Below are 13,064 nucleotides of genomic sequence, written 5' to 3' on the forward strand. Positions count from 1 at the left end.
CTGCATCAGGCATTGCTACTGGCATGGGCGCCCTGAGCGGGGATCTACATTGAAGTTGTCTTCCAGACATGACAACTTTTTAGGAGAATCAAATGCCTATCATTGCCTGGCTACTCGGCGTTCCCCTCAGTGTGATTTTGCTGCTGATGCTGTTTGGCGTGTTTTAAATGCCGTCAGCTTCTGCGGGGCAATTATTCGCCCCATCAAAAGGCCCGCATTTGCGGGCCTTTTAATTTGGGTAGCCTCGAGCGGGGTTCAGACCACTGATGTTTGCTTGTGCCGGGCGCGCACGCGCGACACTTCCCACCATCCGGGCAACAGGTTTTGTATTTCGGGGCGGGTAAAGCGATCGTCCATGAGATACACCACACCTTGGTCCGAGGTGGTGCGTATGACACGCCCTGCGGCCTGCACCACTTTTTGCAGGCCGGGGTAAAGGTAGGTGTAGTCGTAACTCTGGGCGGCGCCAAAGTTCGCACCCATACGTTCCCGGATCTGTTCGTTCACCGGGTTGACCTGCGGCAAGCCCAGCGTGGCGATGAAGGCACCAATCAACCGGTCGCCTGGCAGGTCGATGCCTTCGGCAAAGGAGCCACCGAGGACCGCAAAACCGATGCCCTTCGAGGCCGGCGTGAACCGCGCCAGGAAGGCATCGCGTGCAGTTTCTTCCATGCCACGCGTCTGTTCCCACGCGGGGATGTGCGGGTAGCGCTGCCGAAACAGCTTGACGAGCTTTTGCAGGTAGTCGTAGCTGCTTAAAAACGCCAGGTAGTTGCCCGGCTTGGCATCGTATTGCCGCGCCATCAGGTCCACGATGGGTGAGAGCGAATCATCGCGGTCCTGAAAGCGCGTGGAAACATCGCTCACCGCCGACACCCGGAGCTGCTCGGCCAGAAAGGGCGACTGGACGTCCGACCATACCGTGCCGGCGGGCAGGCCCAGCGTGTCGGCGTAGTAATTCTGCGGGCTCAGCGTGGCGGAAAACAGCGCTGTTGATTGCGCAGCGGCAAAGCGTGGCGCAAGGAAAGGCGCAGGCACCACGTTGCGAATGTTCAGTACGGCGCAGCTCTGTCCAGCTCCGGCGCCCAGCGTGACCTGCCCGCCGAAGACGCTTCCGCTGTTCTCATTGCTACCGTTGTCCTGCAGTAGCGTTACATCAAACAGTGAATGTTCGCCGAAGGCATCGGCCATGCGCGAAAAGTGCAGCGCCTCGAAGTAGAAGTCCTGCAGCGCGCCGTCCATGCGTGTGGGGTTGGCCAGCAGGAAGTCGGTGACCTGGGTCAACGCCTGCCCCAGTACTTTCAGGAAAGAAGCCGGCAGCTCCGGATAGACCCGGTAGTGTTCGTCCGCGGCCTGCTGCGGCTGCTGCAATTCATTCAGGCTCCGGTTGAGCCGCTCAAGCGCTCCCTTGACGGCACGGGGAGCCGTGGCATGCACTTGCTGGAGCTCTGCCTGGTCAAGGGTGGCGGAATACATCTTGCGCGCCCGCTCTACCAGGTTGTGCGCCTCATCCACCAGCACACTCACGCGCCACTGGTTGCCGGCGGTCTGGCCGTGCAGCAATGCGCTGGTGTCGAAGTAATAGTTGTAGTCGCCCACGACCACGTCCGACCATGTCACCAGCTCCTGGCTCAGGTAGTAGGGACACACATGGTGGGCCAGCGCCAATTCGCGCAGCGCACTTTTGTCCAGTGTGCCGTGTGTGGCAGCATGCTTTACCGCCGCGCTGCGAGCCAGGGGAAGGCGGTCGTAGAAACCTTTGGCGAGTGGACATGCATCGCCGTGGCAGGCCTTGCCCGGATGCTCGCAGGCCTTGTCCCGCGCAACCAGCTCCAGAACGCGCAAGGGCAGGGGCTGCTCATGGGTACCGGCGCTGCCCTTGATCCGGTCCAGGGCATCCAGCGCCAGCTTGCGGCCCGGTGTTTTAGCCGCCAGGAAGAAAAGTTTGTCGAGCTGTTTTTTCGGCACAGCCTTGAGCAGCGGGAACACCGTGCCGATGGTTTTGCCGATTCCGGTGGGCGCTTGCGCCATCAGGCAGGTGCCGGCTTGCGCGGTTCTGTAAACCGCCTCGGCCAGTTCGCGCTGGCCGGGCCTGAAGGTGGGGTGCGGAAAGGCCAGCCTGGCCAGCGCCGCATCGCGCGCCTGGCGGTGCGCCAGCTCCTGGTCCGCCCACGCGAGGAAACGTTCACACTGCGTTTCAAAATACTCCTTGAGCGACGCCGCGGAAAAATGTTCGGTCAGTGGGGTTTCCTGCGTGCTGGCCACGTCAAAGTACACCAGCGTCAGGTTGATGTCCTGCAATTTTCTGGACTCGCACAACAGCCAGCCGTAAATCTTCAGCTGCGCCCAGTGCAGGTTCCGCCGGTTGTCGGCCATGGCGTGCAGATCGCCCCTGAAGGTTTTGACCTCCTCAAGCTGGTTGTGCTCCGGGTCATAGCCGTCGGCGCGGCCGCGCACCCGCAAGGTCTTGTACTCTCCCTCCAGGCTGACTTCGGCCTCATAAGCCCCTCCGCGGCGCGAAGCCACCAAGGCGTGCCCGGCCATACCCTCCTGCGCGGAAGGCGACGGCGTAAAGCGCAAGTCCAGGTCGCCATGCTTGGCCGTGAACTCGCACAGGGCCCTGACGGCCACAAGGTATTTCAATCGGTAGTCGCTCTCTGGTCAGGGAGACGGGGGAGGAGGGGGTTCATGGTAGCGCAACCCGCTGGGAACTACCTCTGCAAGCAACCGGGCTGCCGCTGGAATACCCCCAGACTATTTGGGCGGCGTGATGGTAATAATTACCAAGGTGCAGGTCCGTACTTCATGTAATTCGGAGGACCTATTTGATCTCTTTTTAAGAGGTCTTAAGTATGCAAAAAATGAGCCAGTCTGCTGGAAGACACGTCCGAAAGAAATCAGGGTGTTGTCCTATAGCGTAAATAAATGCAGCATTACACACTTGCAGTGCGGCAACTACTCAAGGCGGGGCCTGTAGAGCCGCCCCTTTGCTAAGAAAGTCACCATCGGCGGATGAACCTCAGTTTGCCAAGCGCATTCACCCCAGTCCACCGTGAGCTTGGCCTGATGGGAACGCCCACGCCTTCCCCGGGCAGAGCGGTTGCCGCTGGGGAGGTGCCGCAATGAAGCGTGATGAGACCCCCGCACAAGCCCAGCAGCGCATGCAGGATGAAGCGCTTGCGCTGGCAGCCGCCAATGATGCGCTGAAGCTCGAAATCGCCGAGCAGCGGCACATGGTTGAAGCGCTCAGGGACGATATCAGCGGCCTGCGCAGCCTTGTCACCATCTCGTCAGACTGGTATTGGGAGCAGGATGCCCAGTACCGGTTCACCGATTTCGCGGCCGAGTTCAGCAACAGATCACGGGATAAGGATCTCGACAGCTCCGTCGGCAAATGCCGATGGGAACTGCCCGGTGCACTTCCGGTCACCATGTCCTGGGAAGACCACCGGGCCGTGCTGGCCGAACGCCAGCCCTTCCGTGATTTCGAGTACATACGCGTGCTGGACGACGGCGTCGCGCATTATTTTTCCATCAGTGGTGTGCCGGTGTTCGACAAGCATCGGGAATTCGTGGGTTATCGCGGTATCACACGCGATGTCACGGCAAGCAGGCGTGCCGAGGAAAAAGAACGCAAGGTTGCCCGCCTGCTCGACGACATCGTTGAGAACCTCCCCGTCGCCCTGCACATGAAATCCGCCAAGGACCATCGCTTCATGGCCTGGAACCGGGCGGCAGAAGAGCTGTACGGCGTCACCCGCGCGGAAGCGCTGGGCCGCACGGTTCATGATCTCTGGCCAAAGGCCCATGCCCACAATATGTATGCGGCGGACTTGAGCCTGATTGCCTCAGGTGAGATGCAGGAGTTCCCTGACCGGCTTACCTATACAAAACACAGGGGCGCTATTCACGTCCACATGCGCAAGGTCCCGCTGAAGGATTCCAGCGGTGCGGTGACGCATGTCCTGGTCATCGCTGAAGACATTACCCAGCAGTTGGCCGATGAAGCGCGCCTGCGCAGCAGCGAGCGGCAATTCCGCAGCCTGGCCAGCCTTTCGTCCGACTGGTATTGGGAGACCGACGAAAAATTCCGGTTCACCAAGCTGTCCGGTGGCAAGACGGAAGAAGCCAGGCGTGTGATCAGTGAGCATATCGGTAAAACGCGCTGGGAGATCGATCACAGTCCGGCCAACGAGGAGCTCTGGGCCAACCACCGCGCCCAGCTGGAACGCCACGAAGTTTTCCGCAACTTTGAATACGAACGCGAAGAAAAAGACGGCAGCCGTGTGACCTTGAGCATCAGCGGGGAGCCCATGGTGGATGCCAATGGCCGTTTCACCGGCTACCACGGCGTGGGTACCGACATCACTGCGCGCCTTGAGGCTGAAGCCAAACTGCGTCGCAGCGAAGAGCGTTTTCGCAGCCTCACCGGTCTTTCGTCCGATTGGTATTGGGAGCAGGATAAAAACTTCCGCAATGTCTTTGTTTCCAATGACCCGCAACGTTTCGCGTTGGGAACCCAGGTCATTGGAGAGGGGCAATGCCGATGGGATCTTCCCAACTCTGCACCGCTTGTCGGCACCTGGAAAGAGCACAAGGCTGTCTTGCAGGCGCATCTGCCGTTCCGCAATTTTGAATACCGTTTGACCAATGAGGATGGTCGCGTCATTTACCGCAGCGTGAGCGGCGAACCGATGTTTGACGACGACGGCGTCTTTGAGGGTTATCGGGGCGTTGGTGCCGACATTACGTCGCGCAAGGAAGTGGAGATGGCGTTGCGGGTGGGCGAGGCCCGCTTCCGTGCGGTGGTGGGCGCGCTGGTCGAGGGGGTGGTGCTGCGGGACGCAGAGGGCCACATTGTTGATTGCAATGCCAGCGCCGAGCGCATTCTTGGCAGGACCCTGGCCCAGCTGAAAGGCCAGACTTCAGTTGAGCCGGAATGGCTGAGGTTCCGTGAAGACGGCACGCCAATGCCCAGGGAAGAGTGGCCCAGTGTTGCCGCCGTTCGCACCGGCCAGCCGCAGCTGAACCGTGTGGTGTGCCACCGCAGGTCCGATGGCAGTGAATTCTGGGCACTGATCAACGTGCAGCCGTTGGTGGAGGGAAATGGCGCGCCGTCGGGGTATGTCAGCACCATTACCGACATCAGCAAACGCAGGCAGGCGGAGCAGGAGATTGTCCAGCTCAACGTCAACCTGGAAAAGCGCGTGCTGCGAAGGACCGCCCAGCTGGAAGCCGCCACCCGGGAGATCGAGGCCTTCTCGTACTCCGTGGCGCATGACCTGCGCACACCGCTGAGCACCATTGATGGATTCTGCGCGCTGCTTGAAAAAGCGGTCCCGCGCGAATCCGGTGAGCGCGCGCATCACTTCCTGGGCCGCATCCGCAGCAGTGTGCATCGAATGGGTGAGCTGACCGATGGCCTGCTTTCTCTGGCCCAGCTGTCGCGGACCAGCCTTAACTGGGAATCTGTCGATATCAGCGCCGAGGCGGCCAAGATCATCAAGCAATGGATAGAAAACGATCCCGAGCGCCTGGTGCGCATTACCGTCGAGCCCAACCTTTGGGGCCGGGCGGACGTGGCACTGCTCCGCCAGGTGCTGGAGAACCTGATCGCCAATGCCTGGAAGTTCACGTCCAAAAAACCGCATACCGAAATCCTGGTCGGAAAGGAAGCGGGGCCTGACGGCCAGACGGTGTACTTTGTGCGGGACAATGGCGCCGGTTTCGATATGGCCTACGCCAACAAGCTCTTTGGGACTTTTGAGCGGCTGCATTCACCCGATGAGTTCGCCGGCAGCGGCATCGGGCTGGCGACCGTCAAGCGCATCATCACCCGCCACGGCGGGAAGATCTGGGCCAACTCGGCAGTGGGGGAGGGCAGCACTTTTTACTTCACACTCGGAGGTGAGCAGGCCGGCGCCATGCCGCCCGGGGAGTCCTCGTTTGAGGATTCAGGCATCGCACTGAGCGGCAGCGCCGCTGCAGTGAATGACTCGGAAGGCGCAAGCCTCAGGGTGAACGAGTCCATCAGCACGGACAACGATGTCTTCACGGTTAGCGACAAGCAGTTCAGCAACGCGTTTGAGCATGCGGCCATCGGGATGACGCTGATCGGCATTGACTCCCGCCGGCTCAAGGTCAACACCGCTTTTTGCCAGATGCTGGGGTATTCAGAGGCGGAGATGCTTTCGCGCACCATCCATGACCTGACGCATCCCGACGATATCGCATGGGACCTGGAGCAGCGCCGCAGGGCCCTGGCCGGGGAGATCGAATCCTTCCACGTCGAAAAGCGCTACATCCATAAGTCCGGTCGCATTGTCTGGGGCTACATGAGCTGCTCCCTCGTGCGGGATGCGGACAGGAAGCCGCTTCAATTTATCGCGCAGATCCAGGACATCACCGAGCGCAAGGAGACCGAGCAGGTCCTGCGGGAAAGTGAGGAGCGCTTTCGCGCGCTCACCGCGCTGTCGTCCGACTGGTTCTGGGAGCAGGACGAGAATTTCCGCTTCGTCGAAGTTCCCGGAGAAGTCCCAAGCGCCACGGGCATCACAAAATCGGCCCATGGCAAAACTCCATGGGAACTCGACTACATCAACATCGAAGCCGCCGCGTTGGCCAAGTACAAGGCCACGATAGCCCGGCACGAGGTTTTCCGCGACCTTGAAAGTACACGGCTGGACTCCAAGGGGCGGCTGCACTACTTCAGCATCAGTGGCGTGCCGAAATTCGACGCTAACGGGAAATTCACCGGCTATCGCGGCACGGGCCGCGACACCACCGAAATGCGCCGTGTCACCGAGGCCCTGCGCACCAGCGAGGCGCAGCTGCGCGAGATCACCGACACCGTGCCGGCCTGGATCACTTACGCCGACGCCAATCAGCAATTACGCTTTCACAACCGGGCCTATGAGGAAGTCTTCGGCCTGACGAATGAGCAGCTCGAAGGCAAGACCATCCGTGAAATCCTGGGTGATGAGATGTATGCGGTAGTCAAGCCCCGGGTGGACGAAGTGCTGCAGGGCTACCCCGTTGTCTACGAACGCGCGCAAAAAACAGCCCGTGGCGGCATGCGCGACTATGTGGTCAATTATTTCCCGCGCTACGGCGACGGCCCCGATGAGGGCAAGGTGATCGGTTTCTACACGCTGGCCAACGACGTCACCGAACTCAAGCGCATAGACCGCATGAAAAGCGAATTCGTCTCGACGGTCAGCCATGAGCTGCGCACGCCGCTTACCTCGATCCGGGGTTCGCTGGGCCTTATTTCCGGCGGTGTCGCCGGCCAGTTGCCCGATACCGTCAAGACGCTGGTGGGTATCGCGAAGACCAACTGTGAGCGCCTGATCCGGCTGATCAACGATATCCTGGACATCGAGAAGATCGAGTCCGGCAAGATGACGCTGGACTTCCAGGTTGTCGAGCTCGAGCCCTTGCTGGCGCAGGCACTGGCTGCCAACGAGGGATACGGTGCCGCCAAAAATGTGCATCTTCGGCTTGATTTCCCGGACGAGGAGTTGCAGGTCAGGGTGGACAGCGACCGGCTGACGCAGGTGGTGACCAACCTGCTCTCCAATGCGATGAAGTTTTCACCCGAAGGCGGCACGGTAGATATCCAGGTGTCACGCAGCGATGCCGGCATAAGGGTCGAAGTGCGGGACCACGGGCCTGGCATCCCTGAGGAGTTCCGCAACCGCATCTTCCAGAAGTTCTCCCAGGCCGACTCCTCCGACACCCGCCAGAAAGGCGGCACAGGCCTGGGCCTCAATATTTCACGGGCCATCATCGAGCGCCTGGGCGGCAGCATCGGTTTTCATACCGAGGCCGGGGCCGGCACCACCTTCTTCTTCGAGTTGCCCGAATGGGTGGATTCGCCGGTCCGCACCTCCGGGTTCTCCGCCCTGGTTGAGCAGCGGCAGCGCGTCCTGATCTGCGAGGACGACAAGGACATCTCGCGCCTGATCAGCATGATGCTCGACAAGGGCGGCTTTGACACTGAAACGGTATTCACGGCAAAGCAGGCCATGGCGGAGCTGGCAAGAAAACGGTACGCCGCCGTCACCATAGACCTGAAACTGCCCGACCAGGATGGCATTGCGTTGATCCGGGCGCTGCGCGCCCAATTGCACACACGCGACGTGCCCATCGTCGTGGTGTCGGCCTCGGCGGCTGAAGGCCGGGTGCAGTTCAATGACCAGTCCCTGACGGTGTCGGACTGGCTGGAAAAGCCCATCGACGAAAACATGCTCGTGCTCGGCGTGCGGCGCGCCATTGCCGGTTCGACCGAAGCCCGGGCTGTCATCCTGCACGTTGAAGACGACCCGGATATCCAGCGCATCGCGGCGACCATTGCCCAGGGGTTTGCAACCTTCGTTTTTGCCGACACGGTGCAGGAAGCGCGCGACCGGTTGCAGGAGCAGCGCTTCGACCTGGTCCTGCTGGACCTCAGCCTGCCTGGCGGCTCGGGCTGGGATTTGCTCAAAGACATCGAGGGAATGAACGGCCCGCCGCCGGTGGTGATTTTCTCGGCGCTGGAGGTGGACAGGGCTCAGGCGACGCGGGCAGCCGCCGTGCTGGTCAAAGCCAAAACCTCCAACACCGAGCTCCTCGAAACGCTGCGGCGCGTGCTTGGACAGGGCCTGCCGGCCGCCTCGCCGCAAGACGGCGCCTGAACCGTCACAGTGCTGCGGGGATTTCCATGAAATTCGACCTCTGACCGTTAATAACGGGCGCGAGTTGCTATATTTTTAATAGCATCCTCAAGCAGGCGGTGAATTCATCATCGCCGTGTACCGGCGCTGCATTTCCTCAGGTGATACCGCTTCAATGCTGTGTCCCACGCTCCAGCGGTAGCCGGCCGGATCGCGAAAGCTGCCGGAGCGTTCGCCATAGAACTGGTCCTGTGCCGCCATTTCCAGCCTTGCACCGGCTTTCAGGGCGCGCTCAATCACCTCGTCGCAGTTGTCAACATGCAGATGCAGCGTGACCGTGGCGGGCGCGTTGGCATCGGGTGCCTCGATACCGTACTCCGGGAATTCCTCTGAAACCATCAGCGTGGCGCCATCAAAATCCAGTTCGGCGTGGCCAATGCGCCCGCCGGGCTCTGTCAGCCGGAATTTTTCGGTGGCACCGAAAACCGAGGTGTAAAACGCCATCGCCTCGACGGCATTTTTAACGTGGATGTATGCAAACAGTTCGTGGGTGGCCATATCGCCTCCTGGCATGGAGATGAAAAAGCAAGTCTAGCGGGGAGCCCTGCGCCGGCCTTGAAAAAATGACGCGTGCGGCCGACGCAATAGTCATATCCTGGCTCCCCCGCCGCCAAAAAGCAATGGCTCGGCGCTGAGTAGTGTGAGGTCAGGGAGCAGGTCTGGGTCCGGTGTTCTTCACGCAGTTGATGGCGCGCCTGCCACGTCTTCGGCCAGCATGCTCCGCGCTCCCGGGCACTTTGATGCCGCTTTAAGGCTGAGGGCTAATGCGCCTTGCTGCGGTTCATCGCGTTGTCAAACTCCTCGCGTGAGAGAAAGTTGTCCTTGTTGAGGTCCGCCTGGTCAAAGTGCTTGGAGACACCGCGAAAGTTTGACGCTTCGTCGCGGCTGACCTTGCCGTCACTGGTCTTATCCATAAAGTTGAATGCGCGTTCCAGATCCTTGGGATCGTACTTGGCGGCTGTTGTCGACTCAGCAGAGGTCGCCGAAGCCGCGGCGGCTGGCTCCGCCGGCTGGGCTTGCACCTGCGTAGCCAGCAGGGTGGCGGCGGCAGCCAGGGCCAGTAAAGACCACAACCCATAAATCCGGGGGCGGTCCAGGCTCGGAAAAGTGTTGGAGGATGTTGCTGTCGTGGGCTGGTTCATGGGTTTCCTGCGGGAGTAGTCAGTCATAAGCATCATTGGATGCTACCCCCGGCCCTGATGCCAGCGTTCTTGCAGGGTGTTGCGCCGGTTTACATGCAGGCAGGTGCCGGACACATTTCTTTGCGCGATATCCCGCGGCATTTTTGGCCTAGAGCTTGAATTCGAGAAAAACGGCGCAATGGTCCGAAGCTACGTTGCCGCTGGAAACTTCGGCAAAGCGCTCGAACTGAAAATCGATGTGCTCGGGGTTCGGGTCGTCCTCCATGACCTCGACACGGACCTGCCTGGGCAAATAGCCGCCATCAACTTTTTTGGATTCAGACCTGAAACCGATGCCGCGGCGCTCGATATGGATGCCATTTTTCTTCAGTTTGCCGGCTAGCGCCGGCGACAGCAGCACATGGTCCAGCTGCGACACGCTGTTCTTGGCCTTCCAGTAATGCGTCCATCGCTCCGCCGGCTCCAGCGCCGCCAACGCGTCTATCAGCCCGGCCTTCACGCACAGGCCTGAAAGCTGGGGCGCCAGCGGTGTGTCGTTCAAATCACCCAGCACCGCGAAATAGCCGGACTTGAATTCGGGGCCCGGAAAGCGCTCTTTCAGCAGCTTCACCACCGTGTCCGCCTGCAGCTTGCGCTTGCGGTCGGCCTTCTCCTTCTCCCTGGCTCTCGCCTCTTCGGTCTTGCCCATGGCCAGCTTGGACTTGAAGTGGTTGATGAACAGGGTCACGGAGGTTGTTTTCCTCACACGCACGCGCACCTCCAGACAGTCCCGGCTGAAGGTGTATGGGCCTGTCGTCGGGTCGCTCGACAGGTCGTCTACATGTGTGGTGATGCTCTCTATCGGATATTTGGAGAGGATGCCCACGTCAATCTGCCGCAGGTCGCGCGAGTCAAGCACCACCGCGTAAGAATAGGCGCCGTCCAGAAAGCTGTCGTTGAATTCCCGCAGCGCGATCAGGCTTTCGACCTCCTGCACACACACCACGTCGGGACTGACATCACCCCCCTGCGTGATGGCCAGCGCCGCGAGCTCGCGCTGCTCGGCGTTGAAGATCTCGAACGCGCCCGGTTGGTAAAGCGGCAGGTAACCGGTGTTGGTGGAGGCGGCGCCTGCCACGGCACTCTTGCCGCTCTGGTCACCGGGAAATGTCTTCCCGAACTTGTAGCGCACAAACAGGTTGTTGACGTTGAAGTTGCACAGCAGCATGGCACGCCTCCCAGGGTAGTGGTGATGGTGATCCGTTGGGCAGTGTAGGCAGCGCCGGAACGTGTCGCATCCTCTAATTGAAGTATCAGCGTGAGGCTTTCTTGTGACGGTTTGGTGACGAGACGCCCGCTACGCATTGATTTGCCGTACCCACCGGCTCACCAATGTGGACAGCCTGTTCAACTTCAACACAAAGAAACAGTTTTCTACCGTGGGCGGGTTGACAAGAGTCGCTGCCTTGTTAATACTAAGCCAAATGGTTAAGTATAAAAACGATGTTGAAAGCGATGTGGAAACCGACACCCTCAATGCCGTGTTTGCCGCACTCGCAGACCCGACCCGCCGCAAGGTGCTGCAGACCCTGGAGCAGGGCAATCTCTCGGTGGGCGAACTGGCAGAGCCGCACGGCATGTCATTACCTGGTTTCATGAAGCACCTGCGGGTGCTGGAGGGCGCGGGCCTGGTCACCCGCGCCAAAGACGGACGGGTGGTGAACCTGGCTATCTCGCCAGAGCCCATGCAGGAGGCCGCCATGTGGCTTTCCCGATACGAGAAATTCTGGTCTGTGCGCCTGGACGCACTGGGCCGTTACCTTTACCGCCAAGAGGAGTTGAACCCGCCATGGAAAGAAGCACAACGCAAGGCAAGTCCCAAAACCAACCGCAAGGAAAACAGTCCGTCGACTTCACCCGGCACTACCCCGTCGCCCCCGAAAAAGTCTGGCGCGCGTGGACCGACCCGCAAGCGCTAGCGCAGTGGTTCGGCCCTGAGGAGGAAAGCAGGGTGACCATCGCCGACATGGACGTGCGCGCGGGTGGCCGTTACCACATCCAGTTCGGTGTGCCTGGCCAGGAAACGCATGACGTGGAAGGCACCTACCTCGAAGTTGCGCCTTACGGCAAGCTGGTGTTTGACTGGGGCTGGAAGAGCACGCCCGAGCGCATCTCCCTGGTGACGATCACGCTCAGGCCGTCGGGCGCCGGCACCGAACTGGTCTTCAAGCACGAGCGCTTCTACGACCAGGCCGCGCGCGACAGTCATAACGAGGGCTGGGGCGGCGCTTTCCGCAAGCTCGACAGGTTGTTGATGGCCTGAAGGCGCTGAAGGCTGAACCATGAAAAAAACCTACACCGCCGCCTGCCACTGCGGCGCCGTGCGCGTCGAATGCGATCTGGATCTGGCAGAGGGCACCAGCCGCTGCAACTGCTCAAGTTGCCTGAAGTCCCGCTTCTGGAAAGCCATGCTGGCGCCGCAGGCCTTTCGGCTGCTCCAGGGCAAAGACACGCTGACGGCCTACGAGTTTGGTGGCTACATGATCACGCACAGCTTTTGCAGCCGCTGCGGTGTGAAAGTATTCGGCCACGTGCATGCCGACAGCCCTGTCGGCGAGTTATATGCCATTAACGTCGCCTGCCTTGATGCCAGCGACGCCGAAATGGCCGGGGCGCCCGTCACGTTTGAAGACGGTCGTGACAACCACTGGGAACGTCCGCCCGCCGAAACGCGGCACCTTTGAAGGCACCGCCATCTTTCCGTTTCCCACCATTTTTTAACACCACCTGATGAAAGGATCTCACCATGCTTGCCAACCGAAACGTCATGGCGACCATCGCCGTCAAGGACCTCGCCGCCGCCAAAAAATTCTATGAAGGAAAGCTCGGCCTCACGCCGCTTGAAACCACCGAAGAGGATGTGCTCACCTACCAGAGCGGCACTGCCGTCCTCCTGGTGTATGTCTCTGACTTTGCCGGTACCAACAAGGCCACATCCGCCACTTGGGGTGTAGGCGATGAATTCGACAGCATCATGAAAGCACTCAAGGCCAAGGGCGTGGTGTTTGAGCATTACGACATGCCGGGCATGCGGCTGGAGGGTGATGTGCATGTGGCCGGCGACTTCAAGGGCGCCTGGTGCAAAGACCCTGACGGCAACATCCTGCACATCCTGAACCAGTAGGCCACTGTTCCAGCAACCCGACCCATCACTGAACTGATCATCTCC

8 protein-coding genes and 1 pseudogene are annotated in these 13,064 nt (G+C 60.5%); 5 read left to right on the forward strand and 4 right to left on the reverse strand.

All coding sequences use genetic code 11. The features are described 5' to 3' along the window. Positions 1 to 255: 255 nt before the first annotated feature. The gene (locus tag ACQ4MS_RS14760) at positions 256 to 2,643 is read right to left on the reverse strand and encodes an ATP-dependent DNA helicase (RefSeq protein ID WP_431095378.1); all 2,388 of its coding nucleotides are present in this window, start codon (positions 2,641 to 2,643) and stop codon (positions 256 to 258) included. A 479-nt stretch (positions 2,644 to 3,122) separates the two neighbouring features. Between ACQ4MS_RS14760 and ACQ4MS_RS14765 the strand changes: the two genes are divergently transcribed. After that, complete coding sequence (locus ACQ4MS_RS14765; protein ID WP_431095379.1) at positions 3,123 to 8,675, forward strand: PAS domain S-box protein; 5,553 nt, start codon at positions 3,123 to 3,125, stop codon at positions 8,673 to 8,675. 87 nt (positions 8,676 to 8,762) lie between these two features. On the opposite strand, the gene ACQ4MS_RS14770 is transcribed toward ACQ4MS_RS14765, so the two are convergent. From ACQ4MS_RS14770 to ACQ4MS_RS14780, 3 genes are all read right to left on the reverse strand, one after another. After that, positions 8,763 to 9,212, reverse strand: a complete 450-nt coding sequence (locus ACQ4MS_RS14770; RefSeq protein ID WP_431095380.1) for a VOC family protein — start codon at positions 9,210 to 9,212, stop codon at positions 8,763 to 8,765. A gap of 263 nt (positions 9,213 to 9,475) precedes the next feature. Beyond that, complete coding sequence (locus tag ACQ4MS_RS14775) at positions 9,476 to 9,856, reverse strand: hypothetical protein (protein WP_431095381.1); 381 nt, start codon at positions 9,854 to 9,856, stop codon at positions 9,476 to 9,478. A 148-nt stretch (positions 9,857 to 10,004) separates the two neighbouring features. Next, positions 10,005 to 11,063 (reverse strand): endonuclease/exonuclease/phosphatase family protein, encoded by a 1,059-nt coding sequence (locus ACQ4MS_RS14780; protein WP_431095383.1) that lies wholly within the window; start codon positions 11,061 to 11,063, stop codon positions 10,005 to 10,007. A gap of 256 nt (positions 11,064 to 11,319) precedes the next feature. Between ACQ4MS_RS14780 and ACQ4MS_RS14785 the strand changes: the two genes are divergently transcribed. The 4 genes and pseudogenes from ACQ4MS_RS14785 to ACQ4MS_RS14800 all read left to right on the forward strand — a co-directional run bounded on the left by ACQ4MS_RS14785 (position 11,320) and on the right by ACQ4MS_RS14800 (position 13,019). Then, on the forward strand, positions 11,320 to 11,814 hold the full coding sequence (locus ACQ4MS_RS14785) for an ArsR/SmtB family transcription factor (RefSeq protein WP_431095384.1): 495 nt from the start codon (positions 11,320 to 11,322) through the stop codon (positions 11,812 to 11,814). Then, positions 11,796 to 12,158: pseudogene (locus ACQ4MS_RS14790) on the forward strand (SRPBCC family protein); the annotation flags it as partial. The gene ACQ4MS_RS14785 and the pseudogene ACQ4MS_RS14790, both read left to right, overlap by 19 nt. 19 nt (positions 12,159 to 12,177) lie before the next feature. Beyond that, positions 12,178 to 12,579: a GFA family protein gene (locus ACQ4MS_RS14795; RefSeq protein ID WP_431095385.1), complete on the forward strand. Its 402-nt coding sequence runs from the start codon at positions 12,178 to 12,180 to the stop codon at positions 12,577 to 12,579. A 62-nt stretch (positions 12,580 to 12,641) separates the two neighbouring features. Next, positions 12,642 to 13,019 (forward strand): VOC family protein, encoded by a 378-nt coding sequence (locus ACQ4MS_RS14800; RefSeq protein ID WP_431095386.1) that lies wholly within the window; start codon positions 12,642 to 12,644, stop codon positions 13,017 to 13,019. The last annotated feature ends 45 nt before the right edge of the window (positions 13,020 to 13,064 follow it).

The sequence above is a fragment of the Polaromonas aquatica genome (assembly GCF_050626995.1).
In the GTDB taxonomy this organism is placed as follows: domain Bacteria; phylum Pseudomonadota; class Gammaproteobacteria; order Burkholderiales; family Burkholderiaceae_C; genus Polaromonas; species Polaromonas aquatica_A.

What these genes read in the sequence shown, in the direction of transcription:
- ACQ4MS_RS14770 (WP_431095380.1), bottom strand. Translation starts at nt 9,212, where the DNA reads ATGGCCACCCACGAACTGTTTGCATACATCCACGTTAAAAATGCCGTC.
- ACQ4MS_RS14785 (WP_431095384.1), top strand. Translation starts at nt 11,320, where the DNA reads ATGGTTAAGTATAAAAACGATGTTGAAAGCGATGTGGAAACCGACACC.
- ACQ4MS_RS14775 (WP_431095381.1), bottom strand. Translation starts at nt 9,856, where the DNA reads ATGAACCAGCCCACGACAGCAACATCCTCCAACACTTTTCCGAGCCTG.
- ACQ4MS_RS14795 (WP_431095385.1), top strand. Translation starts at nt 12,178, where the DNA reads ATGAAAAAAACCTACACCGCCGCCTGCCACTGCGGCGCCGTGCGCGTC.
- ACQ4MS_RS14800 (WP_431095386.1), top strand. Translation starts at nt 12,642, where the DNA reads ATGCTTGCCAACCGAAACGTCATGGCGACCATCGCCGTCAAGGACCTC.
- ACQ4MS_RS14765 (WP_431095379.1), top strand. Translation starts at nt 3,123, where the DNA reads ATGAAGCGTGATGAGACCCCCGCACAAGCCCAGCAGCGCATGCAGGAT.
- ACQ4MS_RS14780 (WP_431095383.1), bottom strand. Translation starts at nt 11,063, where the DNA reads ATGCTGCTGTGCAACTTCAACGTCAACAACCTGTTTGTGCGCTACAAG.